This window comes from Labrenzia sp. PO1, from assembly GCF_012273635.1.
Lineage (GTDB): Bacteria > Pseudomonadota > Alphaproteobacteria > Rhizobiales > Stappiaceae > Roseibium > Roseibium algicola.
Window position 1 is genome coordinate 448,469 of record NZ_JAAXCR010000002.1, and the last position, 21,952, is coordinate 470,420.

At 59.7% G+C, this 21,952-nt stretch carries 22 protein-coding genes; 13 read left to right on the top strand and 9 right to left on the bottom strand.

The features are described from left to right. Nucleotides 1–100 precede the first annotated feature (100 nt). Together HCG46_RS09970 and HCG46_RS09975 are read right to left on the bottom strand one after the other, a co-directional pair. Nucleotides 101–1,456, bottom strand: a complete 1,356-nt coding sequence (locus tag HCG46_RS09970; RefSeq protein ID WP_168686030.1) for an ATP-binding protein — start codon at nt 1,454–1,456, stop codon at nt 101–103. Between the two features lie 244 nt (nt 1,457–1,700). Next, nucleotides 1,701–2,186 (bottom strand): SRPBCC family protein, encoded by a 486-nt coding sequence (locus HCG46_RS09975; protein ID WP_023001821.1) that lies wholly within the window; start codon nt 2,184–2,186, stop codon nt 1,701–1,703. A gap of 170 nt (nt 2,187–2,356) precedes the next feature. Between HCG46_RS09975 and HCG46_RS09980 the strand changes: the two genes are divergently transcribed. Further along, nucleotides 2,357–3,259, top strand: a complete 903-nt coding sequence (locus HCG46_RS09980; protein ID WP_168686032.1) for an MBL fold metallo-hydrolase — start codon at nt 2,357–2,359, stop codon at nt 3,257–3,259. Nucleotides 3,260–3,271: 12 nt separating this feature from the next. On the opposite strand, the gene HCG46_RS09985 is transcribed toward HCG46_RS09980, so the two are convergent. Further along, nucleotides 3,272–4,270 carry a DUF1499 domain-containing protein gene (locus HCG46_RS09985; protein WP_062490049.1) on the bottom strand — a complete coding sequence of 333 codons (999 nt, stop codon included), beginning with the start codon at nt 4,268–4,270 and terminating at the stop codon, nt 3,272–3,274. A 189-nt stretch (nt 4,271–4,459) separates the two neighbouring features. On the opposite strand from HCG46_RS09985, the gene HCG46_RS09990 reads away from it, so the two are divergent. From HCG46_RS09990 to HCG46_RS10000, 3 genes are all read left to right on the top strand, one after another. Then, entirely contained in the window at nt 4,460–4,897 is a 438-nt protein-coding gene (locus tag HCG46_RS09990) for a hypothetical protein (protein ID WP_023001825.1), read from the top strand. Between the two features lie 287 nt (nt 4,898–5,184). Continuing rightward, nucleotides 5,185–5,328, top strand: coding sequence for a hypothetical protein (locus HCG46_RS09995; protein WP_023001827.1), 144 nt, complete (start codon nt 5,185–5,187; stop codon nt 5,326–5,328). A gap of 276 nt (nt 5,329–5,604) precedes the next feature. Next, nucleotides 5,605–6,579, top strand: a complete 975-nt coding sequence (locus HCG46_RS10000; protein ID WP_055658081.1) for a magnesium transporter CorA family protein — start codon at nt 5,605–5,607, stop codon at nt 6,577–6,579. Nucleotides 6,580–6,622: 43 nt separating this feature from the next. Here the strand turns inward: HCG46_RS10000 and pdxH are convergent, their stop codons facing one another. Next, nucleotides 6,623–7,258, bottom strand: a complete 636-nt coding sequence (gene pdxH, locus HCG46_RS10005; RefSeq protein WP_168686034.1) for a pyridoxamine 5'-phosphate oxidase — start codon at nt 7,256–7,258, stop codon at nt 6,623–6,625. Nucleotides 7,259–7,393: 135 nt separating this feature from the next. On the opposite strand from pdxH, the gene HCG46_RS10010 reads away from it, so the two are divergent. From HCG46_RS10010 to HCG46_RS10030, 5 genes are all read left to right on the top strand, one after another. Beyond that, nucleotides 7,394–7,807, top strand: coding sequence for an RT0821/Lpp0805 family surface protein (locus HCG46_RS10010; RefSeq protein WP_077290634.1), 414 nt, complete (start codon nt 7,394–7,396; stop codon nt 7,805–7,807). Nucleotides 7,808–8,004: 197 nt separating this feature from the next. Continuing rightward, on the top strand, nt 8,005–8,982 hold the full coding sequence (locus HCG46_RS10015) for a J domain-containing protein (RefSeq protein WP_023001831.1): 978 nt from the start codon (nt 8,005–8,007) through the stop codon (nt 8,980–8,982). A 173-nt stretch (nt 8,983–9,155) separates the two neighbouring features. Further along, nucleotides 9,156–9,686, top strand: a complete 531-nt coding sequence (locus HCG46_RS10020; RefSeq protein WP_152507432.1) for a MarR family transcriptional regulator — start codon at nt 9,156–9,158, stop codon at nt 9,684–9,686. Beyond that, the gene (locus HCG46_RS28555; protein ID WP_075281439.1) at nt 9,683–10,003 is read left to right on the top strand and encodes an antibiotic biosynthesis monooxygenase; all 321 of its coding nucleotides are present in this window, start codon (nt 9,683–9,685) and stop codon (nt 10,001–10,003) included. Before HCG46_RS10020 ends, HCG46_RS28555 begins: the two co-directional genes overlap by 4 nt. Next, nucleotides 9,984–10,712: a GNAT family N-acetyltransferase gene (locus tag HCG46_RS10030; RefSeq protein WP_205838460.1), complete on the top strand. Its 729-nt coding sequence runs from the start codon at nt 9,984–9,986 to the stop codon at nt 10,710–10,712. The genes HCG46_RS28555 and HCG46_RS10030 overlap by 20 nt, the downstream gene beginning before the upstream one ends. Here the strand turns inward: HCG46_RS10030 and HCG46_RS10035 are convergent. The 4 genes from HCG46_RS10035 to HCG46_RS10050 all read right to left on the bottom strand — a co-directional run bounded on the left by HCG46_RS10035 (nt 10,694) and on the right by HCG46_RS10050 (nt 14,642). Then, entirely contained in the window at nt 10,694–11,239 is a 546-nt protein-coding gene (locus tag HCG46_RS10035) for a ClbS/DfsB family four-helix bundle protein (RefSeq protein WP_168686038.1), read from the bottom strand. The genes HCG46_RS10030 and HCG46_RS10035 overlap by 19 nt on opposite strands. Before the next feature lie 69 nt (nt 11,240–11,308). Further along, a complete protein-coding gene (locus tag HCG46_RS10040) occupies nt 11,309–11,941 on the bottom strand; it encodes a GNAT family N-acetyltransferase (protein WP_205838461.1) in 633 nt (210 codons plus the stop codon). A gap of 51 nt (nt 11,942–11,992) precedes the next feature. Further along, nucleotides 11,993–13,315, bottom strand: a complete 1,323-nt coding sequence (locus HCG46_RS10045) for an FAD-binding oxidoreductase (protein WP_168686041.1) — start codon at nt 13,313–13,315, stop codon at nt 11,993–11,995. A gap of 1 nt (nt 13,316) precedes the next feature. Next, entirely contained in the window at nt 13,317–14,642 is a 1,326-nt protein-coding gene (locus HCG46_RS10050) for an FAD-binding oxidoreductase (protein ID WP_168686043.1), read from the bottom strand. Between the two features lie 202 nt (nt 14,643–14,844). On the opposite strand from HCG46_RS10050, the gene HCG46_RS10055 reads away from it, so the two are divergent. After that, nucleotides 14,845–15,075, top strand: coding sequence for a DUF3329 domain-containing protein (locus HCG46_RS10055; protein ID WP_209009432.1), 231 nt, complete (start codon nt 14,845–14,847; stop codon nt 15,073–15,075). Next, the gene (locus HCG46_RS10060; protein WP_168686047.1) at nt 15,065–17,437 is read left to right on the top strand and encodes a fatty acid cis/trans isomerase; all 2,373 of its coding nucleotides are present in this window, start codon (nt 15,065–15,067) and stop codon (nt 17,435–17,437) included. The genes HCG46_RS10055 and HCG46_RS10060 overlap by 11 nt, the downstream gene beginning before the upstream one ends. Nucleotides 17,438–17,740: 303 nt before the next feature. Here HCG46_RS10060 and HCG46_RS10065 read toward each other — a convergent pair whose 3' ends face one another. Next, nucleotides 17,741–18,670 carry a LysR substrate-binding domain-containing protein gene (locus HCG46_RS10065; protein WP_168686049.1) on the bottom strand — a complete coding sequence of 310 codons (930 nt, stop codon included), beginning with the start codon at nt 18,668–18,670 and terminating at the stop codon, nt 17,741–17,743. Between the two features lie 179 nt (nt 18,671–18,849). Between HCG46_RS10065 and HCG46_RS10070 the strand changes: the two genes are divergently transcribed. Together HCG46_RS10070 and HCG46_RS10075 are read left to right on the top strand one after the other, a co-directional pair. Then, complete coding sequence (locus HCG46_RS10070) at nt 18,850–20,466, top strand: GMC family oxidoreductase N-terminal domain-containing protein (protein WP_168686052.1); 1,617 nt, start codon at nt 18,850–18,852, stop codon at nt 20,464–20,466. After that, entirely contained in the window at nt 20,463–21,950 is a 1,488-nt protein-coding gene (locus HCG46_RS10075) for an aldehyde dehydrogenase family protein (protein ID WP_168686054.1), read from the top strand. The genes HCG46_RS10070 and HCG46_RS10075 overlap by 4 nt, the downstream gene beginning before the upstream one ends. The last annotated feature ends 2 nt before the right edge of the window (nt 21,951–21,952 follow it).

The window sequence follows — 21,952 nt, forward strand, 5'->3', positions numbered from 1 at the left end:
GGCGGATCGCCTGACCGGTCACAAAAGACTTTTCCGATCTTGCAGTGGCAAGTCTCTAGCAGTCTCGCGTCTCAGGAATACGACAGTCGCCAATCCGGCATCAGGCGGAGATCTTCTCGGGCAGACCTTCAACGTTCTCCATGGCAGGCAAACTGACCTTGAACGTCGCCCCCTGCCCCGGCTCGCTCTCCACCTCCAGCCGGCCCCTGTGGCGTGTCAGGATGTGCTTCACGATGGCAAGTCCGAGGCCCGTCCCCTTCATCGCCCGGCTCGATTCGACATCGACCCGGTAGAACCTCTCCGTCAGGCGCGGCAGATGCTCACGCGGGATGCCCTCGCCGTAGTCGCGTACCGAAAGTTGCCAGGTCAGTGCATCCTGCGGCGCCTGCGGTCTTTCAAGACCGACGTCGACGAACTTGCCGTCATGGCCGTATTTCAGCGCGTTCTCGATCAGGTTTTCCGTCACCTGGATGAGCTCGTCCCTGTCGCCCCTGATCCGCACGGGGGTGTCCGGGAGCTGAAGCCGGATCTCGACGCCCATGTCGGTGGCCAGCGGAGACAGCGCATCGGTCGTATGTCGGACGATTTCTGACAGATCGACAGCATTTGCGGGCCGGACGTGCGCCTTCAGCTCGATCCGCGACAGTGACAGGATATCATCGATCAACCGGCGCATGCGCCCAGCCTGATCCAGCATGATCGACAAAAACCTGTCTCGCGCCTCCGGATCGTTGCGCGCAGGTCCTTGCAAGGTCTCGATAAATCCGGTGAGCGAGGCCAGAGGCGTGCGCAGTTCATGGCTGGCATTGGCGACGAAGTCCGTGCGCATGCGTTCAAGCCGGCGATTTTCTGTCAGGTCCTGAATGACCACCAGAATGAAGTCCGGCAAGCTCGGCATCTTTTCCAGGCCTGCGCTTCCGGGCATGTAGATCGGCGAGATATGAGCCTCGTACCAGGTTTCGGTCGGCACCTTCTCGATCCAGCTGATCTTCTCGGCTTCACCCGTTGTGCAGACACGGTCGAACGCTTCCAGCAGCGAAGGAGCCCGGAGCGAGAAGGACAGAGGATCCCCCGGTTTCACGCCTTCATAAATCGACAGCGCCTGCTTGTTGACATAGCGGGTGATGCCCCGCCCGTCGGCAACGAAGCAGGGTGTCGGCAACGCATCAACAGTGACCTTCATGCCCGTACCCGGCCACATCCTGCGGATTTCCCGCTGGGCATTCAGCTTGACCCTGCGGCTCGAAGACTTGCGCGGCACGAAACAGGCCACGACAACAATTGCCGCCATGGCGAGCAGCGCCGTCGTCAACGGCACTTCATGGACGATGACCGCGCCTGCGGCAGCAGCAAACGCGAACAGCAGAATCCAGCGGGCCTCGCCAAGTCGGGTCAGCGGCGATGCGGCCTGCCGGTCTTCAGCAGGTTCTTCGATTGGCGAAGGCGGTTGGGTCATGGACGGTCGAGCGAATTCGTTTCAGCGGTTAGGTGTCCCGAGTGCAGACACTATTTCGACGTCTCAGTAAATGTGCAAGGCCGGAATAGGGAGATCGGGGCAGCATCGGACCACTCCCCTAACACGGAAAGCATGTCAGCCAAGCGACAATCAAATACACCCCTGAAAATGGGTTCCGACCCACCAACGCTGTTCGCGTCAGGTGAACCGAAACTTCCGAACCGGCGCCAAATACCCGCACCAATCACCGATTTTGAGGCAAGGGATGTCTGGCGGCGGATTTCAGGTTGTCCAGAATACGCGGCCAGCCATCAGGCTGGCGCATGCGTTCCAGATATTCCGCTCCCGCTTCGCCATGTCTCAGAAACTCACTGTGAACGATTTCAAGGCGCGTGCTGTCCCCGGCCTCGCGGAAGTTCACCATGACACGGCTTGCCGTCGCAGGATCCGCAACTTCCTCGCCATCCCGGCTGACCTGCCAGGCCAGACGAATGTAAAGCGGCGGTTCCAGTGAGAGGACGGTTCCCCAGACCCTGTGCTGGCCTTCACTGTCGATCTCATAACAGCTACCGCCCGCATAGGGATCGATACCCGCCTGAACCTTGCCCTCGCCCGCATCCTTGAAAGGCGATGTCCACCACAGATCAAGCCGGTCGACAAACAGTGAAAACGCCTGGCTCCGCGGCAGATTCAACATGCCTTCAACCCGGCACTCGGTGTCATGTGTCATGATTTTCCGTCAAATTCGTTCTTTCCAACCCCAAACGCACTGTTTCACATTTGGACCCGGCTTGGCAAAGTACCGCTTCCCTAGCCGATTCAAACGTCAGATACATGACGTACAGACCGAGGCAGAACCTGCCGAAACTGTCGCCCCTGGCGGAACCAACTGGAGACATCATGAAGCACGATCGCACGTTCGATCCGCAATATGGAACTGCCGTCGAGCTGATGCCGGGCGTGCGCCGGCTAACGGTAAACAACCCGGGGCCTTTCACCTTTCATGGCACCAACAGCTATCTGCTGGGGACCAGTCGGCTGATCTGCGTTGACCCCGGGCCTGCCCTGGAAGGTCAGGTCGACACCATCTTGAAGGCTGCACAAGGCGCAGTCATCGAAGCGATCCTGATCACCCACACGCATGTGGATCATTCGCCGGGCGCACGGCTCTTGAAAGAAAGAACCGGTGCCGAGATCATCGGGTGCGGGCCGCACCGGCCGGCACGAGCGCTTCTTGAAAACGAGGTCAATCCACTCGACGCCAGCGGCGACAAGGACTACGCGCCCGACAGGTTGCTGGAAGATGGCGAGATGTTCGAGGCCGCAGGCATTTCGCTTGAAGCCGTCGCCACGCCCGGCCACACGTCCAACCATCTGTGTTTTGCCCTTGCCGGGGAACCGGTTCTGCTGTCCGCCGATCACGTCATGGGCTGGTCGACATCGGTCGTCGCCCCACCCGACGGCAGCATGCGGGACTACATGGCCTCGATCGACAAACTGCTGGCCCGTTCCGAAACCGTCTATCTGCCCGGACACGGCGGTATTGTTCGCAATGCCATCGACTACGTCCGCGACCTGAAGCAGCACAGGCTCGACCGGGAAGCCTCGATCCTTCATGAACTGGCAAAAGGCGAAAGATCGATTCCGGAAATCGTATCGGTGCTCTATGCAGCGGTTGATCCGGCGTTGCACCCGGCAGCAGGTCTGTCCGTATTCGCGCACCTGGAGGACCTCGCGGACAGAGGCCGCGTCGAGGCCAGTCCGGAGCTGTCTCTTGTCGCCCGCTATCGCCTCACCGGCTGAGCCTGCAAGCCATCAGCCTTCCAGATCGACCGCATCCAGACCTTCGGCAACCGGCGCATCCTCGTCCTCGAAATAGGGTTTGAAGCTCGGCAACGGAATGGTTTCGCGCAAGTCTTCAACCGGTTCGGCCGGCAGGTCTTCTTCCAGCTCGGTCTCGTCGACCGAAAGCCGCGCCAGATCGCCGTATGTTTCCAGAAGCACACGGTCGATCTCGCTGAAGACAAGACGGATGCGGTCCGCATTGTCGGTCAGGTCCTTCAGCGGTGTGCGCGAACGCGAACGGACGTCAAGCAGGGCCCCCACCGAATCCGGCCGGACGCGCAGTACGATATCGTGTTTCAATCCCAGGATCTGCGAAGTGCCCTCGGCCTGCAGATAGGTCGGTGCATCGAGGAGATCGGGCGGCAATTCATCAACGACCTGCCAGTTCAGACCTTCAAGCGCCTTGACACTCGCCGCATGCAGTTGAGCGGTAGAAATGCGGTATCGGCGCGGAACGATATCGGGGTAAAGACGGTCTTCCGCCGAATTGGCCACAGCAGTCATGCCCGGCGCGGCACCCGTATAAGCGGCAACGGCCGGCCAGACGTCTTCAACAAGCGCGGTGTTCAGCCAGTCGAGAAAAGGCTGTTCGCTTGAAGCCACATTTGTTTCAAGTTCGGGTGGATCGGTTCGGTTGGTGGCCAGGTCGCTCGCTCCCGCGTGCATGACCAGCATTCCGACCACAAGCACAGGCGTCGCAAGCGCCAGCAACCCCAGGAACAAACCTGTGAGCGCCGCCGGCACGCCGGGTCCGCCATAGGTCCAGATCCGGTGGAAGCCGAACAGGGCAAGCAGGATGGCGGCGAGCGCAATCGTAGCCGCTGCAATCAGAGACAGGACAAACACATCCGCGTCGATCAGGCCGAACCGCTTTGCCAGAAAGGCAATTGCCGCGAGCGCCAGCGCCACGGAGCCGGTCGTGCGACTGGCCGGGGCCGAAGCTGTTTTATAGACGGCGTAGCGCTTCATGAGATCCTATCTCGCCTGGCTTGCCGCATCGGCGCGGCAAGGTGTCCACCTGATTGTTTCTTCGTTTACAGCCAATTTGTCAAAAATGAACTTCACTTCGACAGCGAACACATCATACATTCCTTCTGGGCAAACGATAAACGTGCAAGCAAGACACGCCGGAAATACAGTTGCAAATCGGGGTAAGGCATGACCGGATTGCGGTCCCGTCATACGGCGAGCGAACAGGAACACCGCGCTGCCGGTGACGGAAAACAAAAGGCGTTTTCACCATTTGGCTTGTTTCGGCCAGGCTCTGCCAATATCTGCCTGTGCCACCTGCTGGTTCTGACGATACTCCTGTCGCCCATCGCCCTGGCATTTGCGATCCTCTATGCCGAACCGGGCGGACGCTGGCTGCAAGCCCACTACCATTACCTGCGGACAACCATTGCTCTCTTGGTCATAGGCCTCGGCACAGGAGGCCTGATGATCCTTCTGGGAGCTTCGATCTCTTCTGCATTGATGCTGGCCGGACTGGGCCTTTGTGCCACGACGGTACTGCTCAGCTACGCGCGATCGCTGCTAGGATTCTGCAGTGCCTTGCGGGGCTCTCCACTACGGAATCACAGAAGCTATTTCATATGAATGGGCAGTCATATACTTGCTCGAATGACTGGAAGGCCTAATTCGTAAATAAATCCTTACCGTATTACTTCAAATCCGGCCGGGATTCGTTACATCTTGTTATTGTTTTTGACTGGCCGATTTCCGCCAATAAGCGCATGCTTTTTCACATCCATTGCGAAAACCGGCTGAAAGGCGTGTTTTCTGCCTTCCGTTTGCCGCAATTGGATACGACATGCACACCGCCCGCGAGCCATGAAAACTTTAACCCAGAGAGCGGGCACTGGAAAAGACAACGGACGAGACAAATGTCTGAGCAATCTGCCCGCCCTGCCCCGAAGCAAAGCGCCGATGCGAAACTGGTGAACCTCTACAAGCCCGTCGGCATCGCAGCCCTCAATGCAGCTGCCCTTTGCAAGAATTCGGGCACGGTGGCCAAAAAGAAGAACTGAGCCGCTGCGCTATAGCGTCCGAAGACGCGGCAAGCCGCTGGTGACGGCCCGCTTGCCATGTTGTTTCGAGACGCTGTTTGACGGCCGGCGTGACCGGTCCAGGATAGCGTTCGGACATACAATCGGTGACGATTGAATGTCCGCCATCCTGAAGCGGCCAAGCCCCGTCGGGGTGCCGCAAAATCACTTTCTTCAGACGGTTGCCGTCTTCCGATCTGTTGGGCAAACTGCCGCCGAACAGGGCACGCTCCGTGTCCTTCGGCGGAGATTGCCTGCATGATCATTGCCTACTGCCCGACCGTCAAAGGTCTGGAGCGTCTTGAGCTTGCCTCCGGCGCCCCCCTTCCGACCACGTCTGTATGGATCGACCTGATCGCCCCGACGCAGGAAGAGCAAAAGGCAGCAGAAAAGCTGATGGGCGCGGAAATCCCGACACGGGACGAGATCGCCTCCATCGAAACCTCCGAACGCCTTTACCTGGAGCCCGGCGCCGTGGTGATGACCGCGCAGCTTCCGATCGCCACGCAGATGATCGACCCGGCGCTTTCGTCTGTCACATTTGTCGTCAATGCCAAGCGGCTGGTGACTGTGCGTTATGGCGAACCGAAATCCATCGCCCTTCTGTCGCGCAAGGTTCAGGCCGATTCGACTATCGCCCACAAGGGGCCGGCTGTTCTCTTCACGATGCTCGACATCATCGTCGACCGGTGTGCCGATGAAATGGAAAGCGCGTCAGCGCGGTATGACAAGCTGGCAGTGCAGGTGTTCGGCGACGGCCTCAACATGCGCAAGACCGCAAGCTATCAGATCGCCATCAAGCAACTGGGGCAGATCGGACTGCATGTGTCCAAGATGCACGATGTCTGTACCAGCCTGTCGCGGATGATGCTTTACCTCAGCACACATGCCAAACGTCTGAACCTGAATGAGGAGCAGGAAGCCGACTGCAAGATGTTCGGCAGGGACATCCATTCCATCAAGGAACACGGCGACGCACTGGACAACAAGCTGTCCTTCCTGCTGGACGCAACGGTCGGCCTCGTCACGCTGGAGCAGAACCAGATCTCGAAGATCTTTACGGTCGTCAGCGTGATCTTCCTGCCGCCGACCTTGATCGCATCGATCTACGGCATGAACTTTGCCAACATGCCCGAGCTGAACTGGCAGCTCGGGTTCCTGTTCTCGTTGGGCCTGATGGTGTCGTCAGTCGGGCTGACGTTCCTGTTCTTCCGCTGGAAACGCCTGCTATAACCGGTTCGGCATCTTGCAAGTTTCAGCCCTGGTCGCAGGCGCGTTACGGATAAAGGCGCGCCTTGGACCATGGCTGATCCGCGCCAGTTCGGGTGAACTGCACGCGGTCATGAAGTCGGAACGGCCGGTCGTGCCAGAATTCGATGGAAACCGGCGCCAGGCGCATGCCTGACCAGTGGTCGGGCCGCGGAATGTCGCCGATACCGAACTTGGCGGTATATTTCGCCACTTCCTTTTCCAGAGCGAAACGGCTTTCCAGCGGCCGCGATTGCCTGGACGCCCAGGCACCGATCCGGCTGCCGCGCGGCCGGGAGCGGTAGTACTCGTCCGCTTCCTCGTTCGAAACCTGTTCGACAAGGCCACGAATGCGAACCTGCCGACGCAAGGACTTCCAGTGGAAGCACATGGCAGCCTTGCCGGCGGAGAGCAGCTCCTGCCCCTTGGCGCTTTCGAAATTTGTGTAAAAAACAAAGCCGCGTTCGTCGAAGTCCTTCAGCAGAACCATCCGCACATTCGGCAGGCCGTCTGCGTCGACGGTCGACAGCGCCAGTGCGTTGGGATCGTTGGGCTCCGAAGCCCTGGCGTCCTCAAGCCATTCTGCAAAAAGCTCAAATGGCTTCACTACCTCTGTAAAGTCACCTTTTGTTAACTCTTCAGGGGGATCTTTAAGGTCTGTCATCGGTAACCTGTCGAAGGAAACGACAGCCTTTAAAGCGGCTCGAAAAAGCCGGACCGGGGGGCTGCCTGAAAAATGTATCGTATGCGTTCATATACTGCCGGGCACATAAAGATCCAACCCTTAGCCGCACTTTGCATGGCCATTGCAACCGCACTTGGCGGCTGTAGCCAGTTGTCCGTTCCGGTGGGCAGCAACAACATCGATTCCCCGACAGTCCTGACCGGCTCCATTCCGTCCGCATCCGACGTCGCCTATGCCGATATCAACGAGGACGACCGGTCTGTGATTGCGCAGAACCTCGACACTATCAGCCAGGACCTTGCCGCCGGAACGCCGACGCAGGCCTTGTCACTGACGTGGCTCAACGCGATCAGCGGCAATTCCGGCACATTGTCGAACATCAATGCCTCCACCTACAGCGAGACAGGCTGTCTCGGCTTTCAGACGACGGCAAATACCATCGTCGGCATCAAGCTGTACTCCGGCACGGCCTGCCGGGACATCACGCAAAAATTCGCGGTCACCAGCCTAACTGTCGCCGAAGCTTGAACCCCGTCAAAAAACCGCTAAAACCGGAAGGTCCTCAAGACGAATTCGGGGTCTGGAATTTTTTCCTATCCATCCCGATATAGAGGACAAGTCCGGTCAAGCATGACCTGCTAAACTTGCACGCTTGTGTTCGGCTCGCCGAACGGAGCAGTGCGCGGGGCAGCCTGCCGGAAAATCTTAGGAACCTGGTGAGACGAATGCGTGATCCCTATAGCGTTCTCGGGGTGGCAAAATCTGCCAGCGAGAGCGAAATCAAGAAGGCCTTTCGGAAGCTGGCCAAAAAATACCATCCGGATCAGAACAAGGATGATCCGACGGCCGCACAGCGTTTTTCCGAAGCAAATCAGGCCTATGAAATTGTCGGCGACAAGGAAAAACGTGCCAAGTTCGACCGCGGAGAAATCGATGCGGAGGGCAAGCAGCGCTATCAGGCGCATGGTTTTGACGGCTTTTCCGGATATGAAGACTTCGGCGGTGCACGCACCCAGAAGACATCCGGTGGCGGCGGCAGTTTCGACGATATTCTGAACGACATTTTCGGCAGCTTCGGCGGAGGCCGTGCACGCGCCGGCGCAGGTGCAGGCGCTGGACCCGGTGCAGGTTTCGGCGGCGGCGCCCGCGCGAAGGCACCGCCCAAGACAAAAGGCGCCAACGCGGAAATCGTCGCCCGCGCCTCGCTGGAAGACATCGTCAACTCCGGCAAGACCCAGGTAACGCTTCCAAGCGGCAAGACGGTGAATGTTACCCTGCCCAAGGGGGTGGTCGAAGGCGAAAAGATCCGGCTCAAGGGCCAGGGGCACCCGGGGGAAAACGGCGGTCCTGCAGGCGACGCCCTGGTCGAGATCCGCTTCAAGCCCCACAAGCTTTTCGAAGTGAAGGGATCCGACCTCCACCTCGACCTGCCTCTGACACTTTATGAAGCTGTCCTGGGCGCAAAGGTGCGTACGCCAACCCTGTCCGGTGCCGTCAACCTGACCATTCCGGCCAACGCCTCCAGCGGCAAGTCCATGCGGTTGAAGGGCAAGGGCCTTCCGACCAAGACCGGTGGTCATGGCGACCTTCTGGTCAAGCTGCAGATCGTAATGCCGCCGCACGGCGACGACGAGTTGGACACGCTGATGCGGGCCTGGAAGGAAATCACTCCGTACCGTGCACGCGGACCGGAATTCGACTAGGCGGCCCCCTCGTCAACTGTTGACCGTAACCTCGCCCCGCCAGTGCCACTGGTGGGGCGACGTTTTTGACTTTCCTCATCTCAGCCTCGGATCAGTCTCCAACTACTTCACCCACCAGGCCTTGCGAATTTACATAACTAGTTATATATCAAGTTATGTAAATGGAGTGACCCATGAGCGAAGATGTCGTCCGCGCGCTTGGCTATGCCACCCTGGGCAGCCGGCTGAAACGGATCGGGGAAATGCTGCAGGCACAAACGCAGATCGTTGCGGCCGAGCTTGCCGACACCAGTCTGCCGACGCCGCACAACCCCGTTCTTGCCGCACTCGACCGGCAAGGCCCGCTGAGTATCGGCGATCTGGCGAAGACCCTTGGCCAGAGCCAACCGGGCGTTACCAGAACGATCAACAAGATGAAGTCGGATGGACTGGTTGAATCCGTTCCCTCGCAACAGGACCGTCGCGTGACGACAATCGGCCTGACCGACAAGGGAGTCGCCCTCGTCGCCCATCTGAAAGAAACGCTCTGGCCCGCGATCACACTGGCAGTTGCCGAAGCCTGCAACAGTCTGGAAGGTCCTTTGCTAGACCAGCTTGCAGGTCTTGAGGATGCCCTTTGCACGAGGCCGCTTTCCGTCCGCTGCAAGGACAGGCCGTTGCAGGACTGGAACTCTCTGCAAACGCCCCCGGAGATTGAACGATGATCAAGCGCATCTGGCACGGCTGGACGGATCCCGGCATGGCCGACACCTATGCCCATGTTCTCACGACACAGGTCATTCCGGGCATCGAGGCGAAAGCCATTCCCGGATATCTCGGCATCGAGGTCCTTCGAAGGAACCTGGAAACCGAGGTGGAGTTCATCACCATCATGAGTTTCCGCTCGCTTGACGACATCATCGCGTTTCAAGGCCCGGATTACGAGCGCTGTTATGTGCCCGATGCCGCCCGGGACGTGTTGAAGCGATGGGATCTGATTTCACAACACTATGAGCTCGAAGATGCACGCAGTTATGAATGAACCGAGCCGGGACAGCCTTCTGAAGCGGGTTGTCTGGTCAGCCCTGACCTCCCGGCATGCGCAATTCAGCCAGGGAGGCGACCTTGCCCGCCGTTTCGATCCGGCCATCTCCCCCTTTGCGGCAGCGGCGAACAACTCGCCCGAAGCTCTGGCTGCGCTGGCGGAGCTGATTCAACCGGGTGACGACCGGGCGTTCATACTGCAGGCGGATGACATCGCACTGCCTCATGAACTTGAGGCAGAGATCACCGCGCTGGGTGTCCTCATGGTGGAAGTTTCCCCGTCAGAAGGCCCATCCCGATCGACTTCAATCGTGCAGCTGGACGAAACCGATGTCCCGGAGATGGTCGAGCTTGCAGCACTTACAAAACCGGGTCCGTTCACCGCGCGCACGCCGGAGCTGGGCACTTTCTTCGGCATCAGGCTGGACGGCCGTCTGGCTGCAATGGCGGGTAGCAGGATCAACCTCGACGGCTATACGGAAGTCAGCGGGATCTGCACTCATCCCGATTTCCGAGGCAGAGGCCTGGCATCCGAGCTCTCTCTTCATGTGACTGAAGTCATCAGGAACCGCGGCGACATTCCGTTCCTTCACGCCTATGCGGACAATCACGGAGCAATCGCCCTCTACCGCAAGCTGGGTTTTGAGATATGGCGGGAGGTCAACGTAGCCGTTGTCAGACGCAAGGCTCAGATCGACCCGGACTGATCCCTCACATCGAAATTGCGCCGGTCTCTTTCCTCCTGAAACTGCGCGAGACGTTGGCGAAGATATTTCGAAGCCGACCGGTAATGGCTTGGACCGGCGGCTTCCGCCCAGCGTCCCGTCGTCCACTTGTTTTTGGAGCCTTTCATCGGTTCGCCGTAGAGTTCGTCATTCTCCAAACTTTCCACGAGGGCGAGCAGTTCGGCATGGTTTCCCTCCAGAAGGGATCGCACCGATCGCCAGGAAAGACCGGATTGCTTTTGCCGCAAGTCGGCATTGTATCTGGGTGTCTCGTTCCACTTGTAGCCTTTGGCCGGAAACCAGACCGGTCTGCCGGCCTGGCCGTCCCGGTACCAGCCCAGAAACAGGTCTATCCAGTGGGCCCGGTGACCGACGATATCCTTGGGCGATATGCCGTCCGCATCCTTTTCAAGACGCAGCATCGCGGGCAGGTCATCGAGGAGCGTTTGCAGCTTTGAAAACTCGCTCTCGCTTGCGGCGAGCAATTCCGTTTTCGTGGTTGCAGGCATTCCGCTCTCCCGTGACCACAACATTCAGTGCGAACTATGCGGAGCTAAAGCCTTGTTGGCCCGTGGCGACTACAAGCTTCGTCCGCACCAGATGGTGCCATGAGATCCGCTGTTGCTGACTGTCAGAACCGGATGGAACTCCCGTGCTGTCCAGAAAGCAAGCCCGGCTTCGTTGGCAGCGCTCACCCCGGCATGAACGGCCGAGACACCCTTCAGTTTTGCAGCGGCAATCCAGGCGTCCAGCAGCCTGGTACCAACTCCCCTCCCGCGCGCACGCGGCAGGAGGTTCATGTGAATATGCGCCGGATATTCATCGATGACGGCCCGTGGCACGGGCGACGGATTGTGGATCGTGCGGATCCGCTGATCATCTGCTGACTGGTCGGTTTCCTGCTGCACCGGTTCCGGGTAACGCTCCCGCAAAGCCGGCCACCATTCCCGCTCCAGTTCGCGCTCGAAAGCCCGTGTATCGCTGACGCCGACGGCATAACCGAATACGCCGAGATCATCTTCAGCGACAAAGCTGATGGGACCTTTCAAAGCCACATAGGGCCCTGCGTAGATATGGCCGATCAATGCGGGGTCAGAATAAAGATCCGTGGCGTCGCGCCCGGCCTGGCCGGTTTTCAGGCAGATATCGTAAACGGCTTCCAGGTCCCGAAGCTCGGCCTGCCGAACGATCATGGTATCAGTCATAAGCATCCGATTTCTGTCTTCAATGGTCCCGGATTATGGCGAATGCAGATCTGCGGTTTACCTGTCCTGCCAGCCGTACCACCAGTAAGCGCCCTGAAGATAGAGTTTGCGCAGTGACGGCAGGGGAAACCTTGCAAAAGGCCGACGCAGGGCAACCGGCAGATCTTCCGGCTGAAGCTTGCCCAGGATCAGTCCGGCGACCTTCTCCCCCGAGATCGATGCCATTGCTATGCCGCTGCCATGCCACCCCATTGCGGCATAGACGCCGCCGAGACCGGGCACTTCCCCAACAAAGGGGGTCAGATTTCGCGCCAGGCACACATGTCCATACCAGCTGTGTTCGGCCTCAATGCCTGCCCAGGCAGGAAACATCTCGTCGAAATCCGACCTTGCACGCTTGTACATCGCCGTGAGCGACTGGGCATTTTCGAAAATGCCGCCGCGCGTTCCGAACAGGAACCGCCGGTCGGGCAACAGGCGGAAATAATGCAACAGGTTACGAGTGTCGGCAGCCATGGTGTCGGAGGTCCAGCCCTGTGCGGCAAGTTCACCCTCGCTCAGGGGGCGGGTCACCAGGATTGACGACATGACCGGCAGCGTACGCCCGTGCAGCCATCTGGGCGCATCCTCGCGTGCATAGCCATTTCCCGCCAGGACAACCTTCCGGGCCCGAATGAAGCCGTGTTCGGTCTCCAGTTGCCAGCGGTCATTGTCCCGGGTCATCCCTGTCACCGGCGACTTGCCGAAGATCTTGCCGCCGGCTCGGCGCACCTGATCCGCCAGAGCCTGGACATAGGCCATCGGATTGAGTGCAAAGCCGTAGGGTACCTGCAATCCGCCGTGGAATGTCGGCCCGCCATAGCCTTCCGCGTCCAGGTCCGTCTTGGAAAGCACTCGGGCCTTGATGCCGAAGTTCTCCTTCAGGAACGCTGCTTCCGCCTGAAAGCCGGCGAAATCCTTCCGCCGGTGGGCAAGATAGATTTCGCCATTGGAATGGCGGTCGGCGTCAACACCCCAGCTGTCGAGCCTCTGGGCAACCAGATTGACGCCCGCGACCTGATAGGCAACGAAACGGCGCGCTTCCTCGAGGCCGAATTTCTTGATGAGGCGGCGCTCGTCGAGTTTGGTACCACCCAGGCAACAAAATCCGCCGTTGCGGCCCGAAGCGCCGTAACCAACGTGTTCCGCTTCCAGAACGCACACGGAAACGCCTGCCTGCGCGAGCCGTAGCGCTGCGCTCAGCCCGGCGAACCCGGCGCCGATAATCGCAACATCGAAAAGCGCGTTGCCGATGAGCTGCCGGTCCAGCTTGACCTGCGGAACGCTGGCTTCCCAGTAACTGCCGATCGTCCGGCGCGCTTCTGTACGGCTCTGCGGCATCTCAGAACCCGAGCCTGTCCCGCAGAGAGAACCACGTCATGGCAAGTACCAGAAGCGGGAAGCGCAGCCGGTCACCGCCGGGGAATGCCGGTACGTTCAGTTTTTCAAAGACGTCGAAGCGACCCGCAGTTCCCGTCACGGCTTCCGCCAGCACCTGACCACCAAGGGTTGCCATGGCAACGCCGTGGCCGGAGTACCCACCTGCGGTCAGCATGTTGGGCGCAATCCTTGCGAAATAGGGCATGCGCTTGGGCGTAATCGCCAGCGTACCGCCCCAGCCGTAATCGATGGCCACGTTACTGAGCTGGGGGAAGATTTCCAGCATCGGTTCGCGCACGAAGGCCTTGATGTCTTCCGGAAAGCGATAGCCGTAATTCTCACCGCCACCGAAAAGCAGCCGGCGGTCTGCCGACAGACGGAAGTAGTTGATGACGAACTTGCTGTCGGCCACGGCAACGTTGTTCCGGATGATCTTCTGCGCCTCGTCTTCCGAAAAGGGCTCCGTTGCGACAATGAAATTGTTGATCGGCATGACGTGCGCGGCGGTCTGCCGGTCAAGGCGGCCGAGATAACCGTTGCACGCCAGAATGACGTGCTCTGCACGAACGTCGCCCTGCCCCGTCCTCACGGTGATCCGTCCCGTGCCCTGGCCGTCAATGCCGGTGACCTTGGTTTCCTCGAAAATCCTGGCCCCTGCCGCTTCGGCTGCCTGCCCGAGACCCAGTGCGAAATTGAGCGGATGCAGATGGCCTGCGCCCGTGTCCAGAGAGCCGCCGTAGTACCGGGGACTGCCGACCTGTTCGCCGATTTCATCCGGACCGACAAAGCGAATGTCCTCATAGCCGTAGACGAGCCTGAGATGCTCGACATAGTCCCGGCTTTCCTCGACAAAACTCTTGCGGTGATCGGCATGCAGTATCCCCGGCGTGTAGTCGCAGGCGATCTGGTGCTTGATGATCAGGTCCTTGACCAGCGCCTTGGAATCCTCGGCAAGGTCCCACAGCAATCTGGCGTGAGACTTGCCATGGCGTTCTTCCAGAACCGTCTGGTCCATGCGCTGGCCGGAACCGACCTGGCCGCCATTGCGGCCCGAGGCGCCCCACCCGATCCGGTTGGCTTCCAGGAGGATGACGTCAACACCCCGTTCAGCCAGATGCAATGCAGCCGATAGCCCCGTATAACCGCCACCGATGACGCAGACCGTGCAGGTGTGTGAGCCATCGAGAACCGGGTGAGCCGTTTGCCTGTTGGCAGTTGCAGCGTAATAGGAAGGTGGGTGTTGACCTGGCGTGTCATTAGCTGTCAGGAGATCAAGCGCAGTCAGCATGTCGGAAGCCAGGCTCCTCTTATCAACATGAATTTCCGTGGCCGGGAGTGGTACGCCACATTCCCTTGTTCAGCAGCCAGTTTCAAGGTGTAATCAGGTGATGGCAGGCAAGTTTTGCCTGATTTTGCAAGCTCTTGAGGCTCCCGCTACGTCAGCAAGCCCGGGCAGCTCGGCTCAGATGACGCAAAAGGAAGGCAAAACTGTGTTTGGTCCCGTAGAACATCCCTGGTTTGATGCGCTTTGGCGCAGAATTGTTCTGGTCGCTTTTTGCGCCGGCTGGACCGGTGTGGAATATGCATTCGGCAATATCACCTGGGTCTACATCATGGCGGCAATCACCGCCTATGCCACCTGGGCTTACCTGTTCAACTACAAGGGGCCTGATGACCCGAGCCGGGTGACCCGTCCACGGATGGAAGACGATGAAGGTTGATGCCTCTGGCATGATTGCGGCCGGCCGCCTTCAGGCTCTCTGGCCTCGGATCCTGAAACAGGCGTTTCGCGCCATACTTCTGATTTGCTGTGCCGGCGCTGCATCGGCGCAGGAGGATACATCAGCTCTCGATGTCCTCAACAAGCGCTGCGTCGTCTGCCACGGCTGCTATGACGCACCTTGTCAGCTCAAGCTGTCATCCGCCGCGGGCTGGATGCGCGGAGCGAGCAAGCAGAAAGTCTACGATTCCTCGCGTCTGGAAGATGCTCCGATGACACGCCTGGGGATCGACGCAAAGTCTGTTCCGGGCTGGCGCGCCAAGGGTTTCTTCGACGTTGTCGGTGCACAGGACGGACCATCCGTTCTGGAACAACTGCTGCTGGCCGGCCGCAAGAATTCGTTCAAGCTCGGAGCGCCGCTTCCTGACGACATCGACATTTCGACGCTGCGTGCAAACACCTGCGCCATGCCTGGCAAGGTGAAGGACTACCTCGAGGAACACCCGCAGGGCGGCATGCCCTTTGCCATGGCGCCGCTTGCAGATGGCGACTACGAGACCCTGCTGTCCTGGGCCAGGGATGGGGCACCTGCACCGGACGCCGGCAAAGGATTGCCACAGAGTGTCGAACAGTCGGTGCACACCGTCGAAACGTTCTTCAACCGCGGCGACAAACGGTCGAAACTTGTCGCGCGCTATATCTATGAACATCTGTTCCTGGCCCATCTGCACCTGGAAGGCGATGACCAGAACCGCTTCTTCCGCGTAATCCGTTCCAGAACCGCGACCGGGTCGCCTCCAGATGAGATTGCCTCGCGCCGACCCTTTGACGATCCAGGTGGCCCCTTTCATTACAGGCTCATCCCGATTGACGGCACCATCCTGCACAAGGAGCACATGGTCTATGAGATCGGCCCCGAACGCCTGAACCGCTATGAAGACCTGTTCCTGAAAAGCGACTGGGAGATTGCGAGCCTGCCGCCCTATTCAACGGCTGCAGGCGGCAACCCGCTGTCGACCTTCCGCGCCATTCCTGCGCACAGCCGCTACCAGTTCCTGCTGGACGAAGCACTTTATTTTGTCCGCTCTTTCATTCGTGGTCCGGTCTGCTACGGCCAGGTCGCGGTGAACGTGATCGAGGACCGTTTCTGGGTCTCCTTCCTGACACCCGACGCCGATCTCTCCGTCACCGACCCGAGCTTCCTGGAAGCCGCGACCCCGATCCTCGAACTGCCGGTTGCCCAGTCAAAGGGAAAACTGTCCAAGCGTCTGGAAGGCTTCCTGTCGCTCGGACCGGTCAAGTATCAGGAGTTTCGCAAGGGGCGGTATGAACGCAAGTTCCTGGCGGAAGGCGGCCCCGACTACGGTGACATCTGGCAAGGTGATGGCTCCGAGGTCGATGCCCGTCTGACCGTCTACCGTAATTTCTCTTCCGCCTCGGTCGTGACAGGCTTCGTCGGCGCGGTGCCCGAAACCGCCTGGGTAATCGATTTCCCGCTGTTCGAGAGGATCTACTACAATCTCGTTGCCGGGTTCGATGTCTTCGGCAACGTGGAACACCAGCTCACGACACGCCTTTATATGGACAGCCTGCGCCGTGAGGGAGAGCGAACCTTCCTGTCGTTCCTGCCACCACAAGTGCGCAAACCCATGCACGAAAGCTGGTATCAAGGTCCGCTTGTCAGCATGGTCGACCTCTGGAAGGAAAGCGCGCTCGACACCAGGTCTCCGACGGGTATCGCCTTTTCCACCAGCGATCCCAAGGAGGAGTTCCTCACCGAGCTGCTGCGCGAACCTGCTGGCCTGTGGGCTGAACAAGACCCTATCAACCGCTGCACCGGCAATGCCTGTGCGTCCAGTGACACGCCTGCTGGGCAACTACGCCCGCTTGCCCAGAAACCTGCGCCATATGCAAAGTTCCTGCCTGATATCTCGGTTCTGCTCGTGGAAACGGAACGGGACACGCAGGTCTTTACCCTGGTGCATGACATGGCCCACAGCAACGTTGCCTTCATATTCAACGAGGATCTGCGCCGCGAACCCCAGAACGACAGCGTGACGGTCGTACCCGGCCAGTTCAGCAGCTATCCGAATTTCATGTTCAAGGTGAAACAGGATCACCTGCCGGCCTTCGTGGAAACGGTTCGGGAGATCAGGTCACAAGATGATTTCCTCAAGCTCGTCGACCGTTTTGGCGTCCGCAGAACCGACCCGGAATTCTGGACCGACTTCGACCGGATCCAGACCGCCCTGAAAGACCAGGATGAACTTCAGGCAGGCCTGCTAGACCTCAATCGATACCGCGATCCCAAACCGCTCGACCCAATTGACCGGTTGTTCGAATTCACCTTCTCGCTGGATTAATCTTGCAGCTCGAGCGGGTGAGCTTTTGCTCAGCCAAACTCACTTCCTTATCCTGAGTGTCTGATCCGAAAGTGGTTCCCGCGGCGACTGCCACAACCACACTTGTCATTCCCGCGAAGGCGGGAATCCAGTACACCGTGAGGTGAGAATTATATTTCCAAAGCAAATTCATGTTGTTACTGGATCCCCGCCTTCGCGGGGATGACAACTGAGGAGGGCGGAAGTTCGTTACACGAACCACGTCAACTGCGCCCTCTGACACTTTCAGTCCAGACGTCCAGTTTGAACCGGAGTTTGTCGTGGTCAGTCCGACAAACTTCTCATATCCTTGATCCTCCCTTCCCCCGCTTCGCCCCCAAGTTCCCGGAACATCCAGTCGCAAAAGATCTGGGCGTCGGGGCCGAGTGCCTGACGCGAGCCGTCGGTGACGAGATAGTAGCTGTGCCGGCTCTTTATCTTCTTGTCCGATGAACGGATCAGCCGGCCGCTGTCGAGATACGGTTGGGCGAGCGTTTCCAGAACCAGAGCGTGGCCATGGCCGAGAGCAGCCAGTTCCAGGGCCGACAGGGTCTGGTCAACCTGCAGGCCGTTGCGTTTTGGAACCGCATGACCGTGGCTGCGGAAGAAACTTTCCCAGGTGTCGATCACGCCCATGATGTCGAGCCGGGTTGCTTCCGCCAGCGCCTCGATTTCACGCTTGCCTGGGTCAAGCGCCAGATCCGGATGACAGACCGGGATGATCGGGTCGTTCAAAAGAAACGCCACCACTCCGTCAGTCCAGCTGCCGTCGCCGAAACGGATATCTATGTCGAACAGTTCCGGGCTGAGAGTTTCCGCCCAGGAGGCCGAGATCATCTGCAGATCGATGCCCGGATGTGCCTCCTGAAAAGCGCGCAGACGCGGGATCATCCAGAGCTGGCCGAAGCTGTTGAGGCATCGAAAACGAACCGGCTGCCTGTCCCGCTCGCCAAACACCGAGACGGTGGCGATTGAAAGATCCGAAAACGCCTTCTCGACCGTCGGCAGGTAAGTCTGCCCCAGTCTGGTCAGGGCCAGTTCCCTGTGAACACGGTCGAACAGCGGGTAGCCGAGGAGCTGTTCCAGCTGGCGAACCTGGTAGCTGACAGCAGCCGGAGTGATCAGCAGCTCCTCCGCCGCCCGGGTGAAGTTCCCCAGGCGCGCAGCCGCCTCGAAGGCGCGCAGCCATGTGAGCGGTGGCAGGCTGTAGGCCATTTCGTCTTCCTTCCATCATCAGGTGCGGAAGCTGTTTTCACTTTCTGAAACGAATTCGCACCTGTGCAACAAGCGTCTCCTTCAAATTTTTTCAAAGCTATACCAAATATTTTTTCGTTTCAGGAATTTTCCATCCTCGCAGACACTTCTCCGAAACAGCGGTCAACCGGCAGCGCATCATGGACAAGGTCGATTACATCATCGTGGGAGCCGGCTCGGCCGGATGCATCCTGGCGGAACGCCTGAGCGCAGATCCGCAGACGCGTGTTCTGCTGCTGGAGGCCGGTGGGTCCGATGCCTCACCCTGGGTGTCGCTGCCACTCGGCTATGGCAAGCTGAATTCCGACCCAAAACGCACGTGGCGCTTCATGACCGAACCAGACGAAGGCCTCGGCGGACGCAGTGTCTACTGGCCCCGCGGTCGATTGCTGGGTGGCTCCGGCTCGATCAACGCCATGGTCTATTGCCGAGGTCTGCCTGGCGATTTCGAAGACTGGGAGGCCTCCGGCGCGGCAGGTTGGGGCTGGGCGAATGTAAAGGCAACTTACGAGCGCCTTGAAACCCGGGTGACCTGCGAGGGGGTGAAGCAAGGCGAGGGACCGATCCATATCCAGAATGTGTCCGACCAGATCCACAGGGTGAACCGGCACTTCTTTGCCGCGATCCGTGAAGTGGGCCTGCCCTGGAGTGACGACTTCAACGGTGATGCTCCCGAAGGTGGCGGCATTTACCAGATCAACACGCAAGATGGCCGCCGGTGTTCGTCCGCACGCGCCTATCTCCATCCTGCCCTTGCCCGCAAGAACCTAAGCGTCCGGACACAGGCCCAGGTTGCCCGCATCCTGTTTGAAGGAAGAACGGCTGTCGGCGTCGAACTCCTGAGCGGGGAAATCCTGCTTGCCAGCCGGGAGGTCATCCTGGCGGCGGGCGCAATCGGTTCGCCGCAACTGCTTCAGGTTTCCGGCATCGGCCCGGGAAGGTTGCTGAATGAGCTCGGCATTCCGGTGATCCGGGCCAATGACAATGTCGGCGGCAATCTGCAGGATCATCTGGCTGCGAACTTCACCTTCCGGGCCAAGGAACCGACACTCAATGCGATCCTGCGTCCCTTGCTGGGCCAGGCCCTGTCCGCCATGCAATATGCAGCAACCCGCAAGGGTCCTCTGGCTCTATCCGTCAACCAGTGCGGCGGATTCCTGCGCTCGCGCCCCGAGCTGAGCCGGCCGGACCAGCAGCTCTATTTCAATCCTATCAGCTATCGCCTGAGGCCTTACAAGGACAAGACACGGCTGAGCATCGATCCGTTCAACGGCTTCATCATTTGCGCACAGCCGGCCCGCCCGACGAGCCGCGGCCGCATCGACATCAAAAGTGCCAATGCCAGTGCGGCGCCTTCGATCCAGCCCAATTCGCTGGCGACCGAGGAAGACCGCCAGACCGTGATCGATGGCGGCAAGCTCTGCCAGAAGCTGATGGCAAGCCAGGCCTTGAGCGCGCTTGTCGAGCACCCCATCGCTCCGAACCTCGGAGAACTCGACGGCGACGGCATCCTGGCGGACTTCCGCGCCCGGGCCAGCACCGTCTTCCATCCGGTATCGACTTGCCGCATGGGCGAGAACCGCGAGACAACCGTCGTCAACAGCCGGCTGCAGGTGCACGGAATTGAAGGGCTTCGCGTTGCCGACGCCTCCGCCTTTCCGAACATCACCTCCGGCAACACCAACGCCCCGACCATGATGCTGGCTCTCAAGGGAGCCGATCTCATACTTGAAGACCAGAAGCGAGCCCTCTCATGACCGTTCAGGACATCGCCCAAGACTATCTGACCACCGGCAAGCTGGATGCCTTGCCCGACGGGCATTTCATTGCCGGCAAACGCACTCCGGCCTCGAACAAGAAGATGGAAAGCTTCGATCCGGGCCGGGCGGAAGCCTTTGCCGAATTTTCTCTCGGGTCCGACACCGATATGGATAACGCCATCGACGCTGCCGAGAAAGCAGCCCTGCATTGGCGGCAAGTCTCACCGGCAGAGCGCTGCCGTATCCTCAACAATGTTGCCCGGGTCTTCCGCGACAACGCAGACCGGTTGGCCGTGATAGAGGTGGTCGACAGCGGCAAGACGCTGGCCGAGGCCCAGGGTGACGTTCAGTCCTCCGCACGCCTTTTCGAATATTACGCCGGCGCTGCCGACAAGCTCGATGGCCGATCGGTCAATCTTGGTCCGGCCTATACCGCCTTCACCGTGCGCGAACCGGTCGGCGTTACAGGACACATCATTCCCTGGAACTATCCCACCTCGACCTTCGCGCGTGGTGTCGCCCCTGCCCTTGCCGCGGGCTGTTCCGTTGTTGCCAAGCCGGCCGAGACCACGCCCTTTACTGCGCTGGTCATGGCGGAACTGCTTTGCGAGGCCGGGGTGCCGGAAGGGCTGGTGAATGTGGTCACCGGCCTGGGCAGTAATGTCGGCGCGCACATGGCGCGCGATCCACGCATCAAGCAGCTGACCTTCACTGGCTCCGTCACCACCGGTATCAATGTTGCCCAGATGGCTGCCCCGAATGTGACCCGCCTGACGCTGGAACTTGGCGGCAAGTCACCGCTGATCGCCTTTGCCGACGCCGATCCGGAAAAGGTCGCCGACGGAGCCTACTGGGCAATCTTCTCGAACTCCGGTCAGATCTGTTCGGCCGGATCCCGGCTGATCCTGCATAAATCGATCCGCGACGAAGTGCTTTCCATCCTTGCCGAACGAGCCGCCAAGATCAGGACCGGTCACGGACTGACGGCTCCGGACATGGGGGCCATCAATTCCGAGCTGCACCTGTCCCGCATCAAGGCCCATGTGGATGCCGCAAAGGCGCGCGGTGCCAACATCCTGACCGGCGGCGACGCGACCGGCGACGCAGAGACGGGCAAAGGCTGGTTCTTCCAGCCAACGGTAATTGCGGACCTTGCACCGAACGATCCGGCAATCCAGGAAGAGATTTTCGGCCCTGTCCTGTCGGTGCAACTGTTCGAAAGCGAGGAAGAAGCCGTCGCCCTTGCCAACGGTACGGACTTCGGCCTGATTGCCAGCGTCTATACCAATGATGTCGGGCGGGCGATGCGGGTTGCCGGCGCAATGGATTGCGGCCAGGTGTCAGTTAACGATTATTGGGCCGGGGGGCTTGAGCTGCCTTTCGGCGGCAACAAGAAATCAGGTTACGGCCGCGAAAAAGGCTGGGAAGGCCTCGACGCCTATACCAAGGTAAAGTCCATCACGATCAGCAACGCGAGCTAAGC

What these genes read in the sequence shown, in the direction of transcription:
- HCG46_RS10035 (WP_168686038.1), bottom strand. Translation starts at nt 11,239, where the DNA reads ATGCCTGCAACCACGAAAACGGAATTGCTCGCCGCAAGCGAGAGCGAG.
- HCG46_RS10030 (WP_205838460.1), top strand. Translation starts at nt 9,984, where the DNA reads ATGCACGCAGTTATGAATGAACCGAGCCGGGACAGCCTTCTGAAGCGG.
- HCG46_RS10070 (WP_168686052.1), top strand. Translation starts at nt 18,850, where the DNA reads ATGGACAAGGTCGATTACATCATCGTGGGAGCCGGCTCGGCCGGATGC.
- HCG46_RS10060 (WP_168686047.1), top strand. Translation starts at nt 15,065, where the DNA reads ATGAAGGTTGATGCCTCTGGCATGATTGCGGCCGGCCGCCTTCAGGCT.
- HCG46_RS10065 (WP_168686049.1), bottom strand. Translation starts at nt 18,670, where the DNA reads ATGGCCTACAGCCTGCCACCGCTCACATGGCTGCGCGCCTTCGAGGCG.
- HCG46_RS10000 (WP_055658081.1), top strand. Translation starts at nt 5,605, where the DNA reads ATGATCATTGCCTACTGCCCGACCGTCAAAGGTCTGGAGCGTCTTGAG.
- HCG46_RS09990 (WP_023001825.1), top strand. Translation starts at nt 4,460, where the DNA reads ATGACCGGATTGCGGTCCCGTCATACGGCGAGCGAACAGGAACACCGC.
- HCG46_RS09975 (WP_023001821.1), bottom strand. Translation starts at nt 2,186, where the DNA reads ATGACACATGACACCGAGTGCCGGGTTGAAGGCATGTTGAATCTGCCG.
- HCG46_RS10040 (WP_205838461.1), bottom strand. Translation starts at nt 11,941, where the DNA reads ATGCTTATGACTGATACCATGATCGTTCGGCAGGCCGAGCTTCGGGAC.
- HCG46_RS09985 (WP_062490049.1), bottom strand. Translation starts at nt 4,270, where the DNA reads ATGAAGCGCTACGCCGTCTATAAAACAGCTTCGGCCCCGGCCAGTCGC.
- HCG46_RS09980 (WP_168686032.1), top strand. Translation starts at nt 2,357, where the DNA reads ATGAAGCACGATCGCACGTTCGATCCGCAATATGGAACTGCCGTCGAG.
- HCG46_RS10045 (WP_168686041.1), bottom strand. Translation starts at nt 13,315, where the DNA reads ATGCCGCAGAGCCGTACAGAAGCGCGCCGGACGATCGGCAGTTACTGG.
- HCG46_RS10075 (WP_168686054.1), top strand. Translation starts at nt 20,463, where the DNA reads ATGACCGTTCAGGACATCGCCCAAGACTATCTGACCACCGGCAAGCTG.
- HCG46_RS10050 (WP_168686043.1), bottom strand. Translation starts at nt 14,642, where the DNA reads ATGCTGACTGCGCTTGATCTCCTGACAGCTAATGACACGCCAGGTCAA.
- HCG46_RS10020 (WP_152507432.1), top strand. Translation starts at nt 9,156, where the DNA reads ATGAGCGAAGATGTCGTCCGCGCGCTTGGCTATGCCACCCTGGGCAGC.
- HCG46_RS09995 (WP_023001827.1), top strand. Translation starts at nt 5,185, where the DNA reads ATGTCTGAGCAATCTGCCCGCCCTGCCCCGAAGCAAAGCGCCGATGCG.
- HCG46_RS10010 (WP_077290634.1), top strand. Translation starts at nt 7,394, where the DNA reads ATGGCCATTGCAACCGCACTTGGCGGCTGTAGCCAGTTGTCCGTTCCG.
- HCG46_RS28555 (WP_075281439.1), top strand. Translation starts at nt 9,683, where the DNA reads ATGATCAAGCGCATCTGGCACGGCTGGACGGATCCCGGCATGGCCGAC.
- HCG46_RS10015 (WP_023001831.1), top strand. Translation starts at nt 8,005, where the DNA reads ATGCGTGATCCCTATAGCGTTCTCGGGGTGGCAAAATCTGCCAGCGAG.
- HCG46_RS09970 (WP_168686030.1), bottom strand. Translation starts at nt 1,456, where the DNA reads ATGACCCAACCGCCTTCGCCAATCGAAGAACCTGCTGAAGACCGGCAG.
- pdxH (WP_168686034.1), bottom strand. Translation starts at nt 7,258, where the DNA reads ATGACAGACCTTAAAGATCCCCCTGAAGAGTTAACAAAAGGTGACTTT.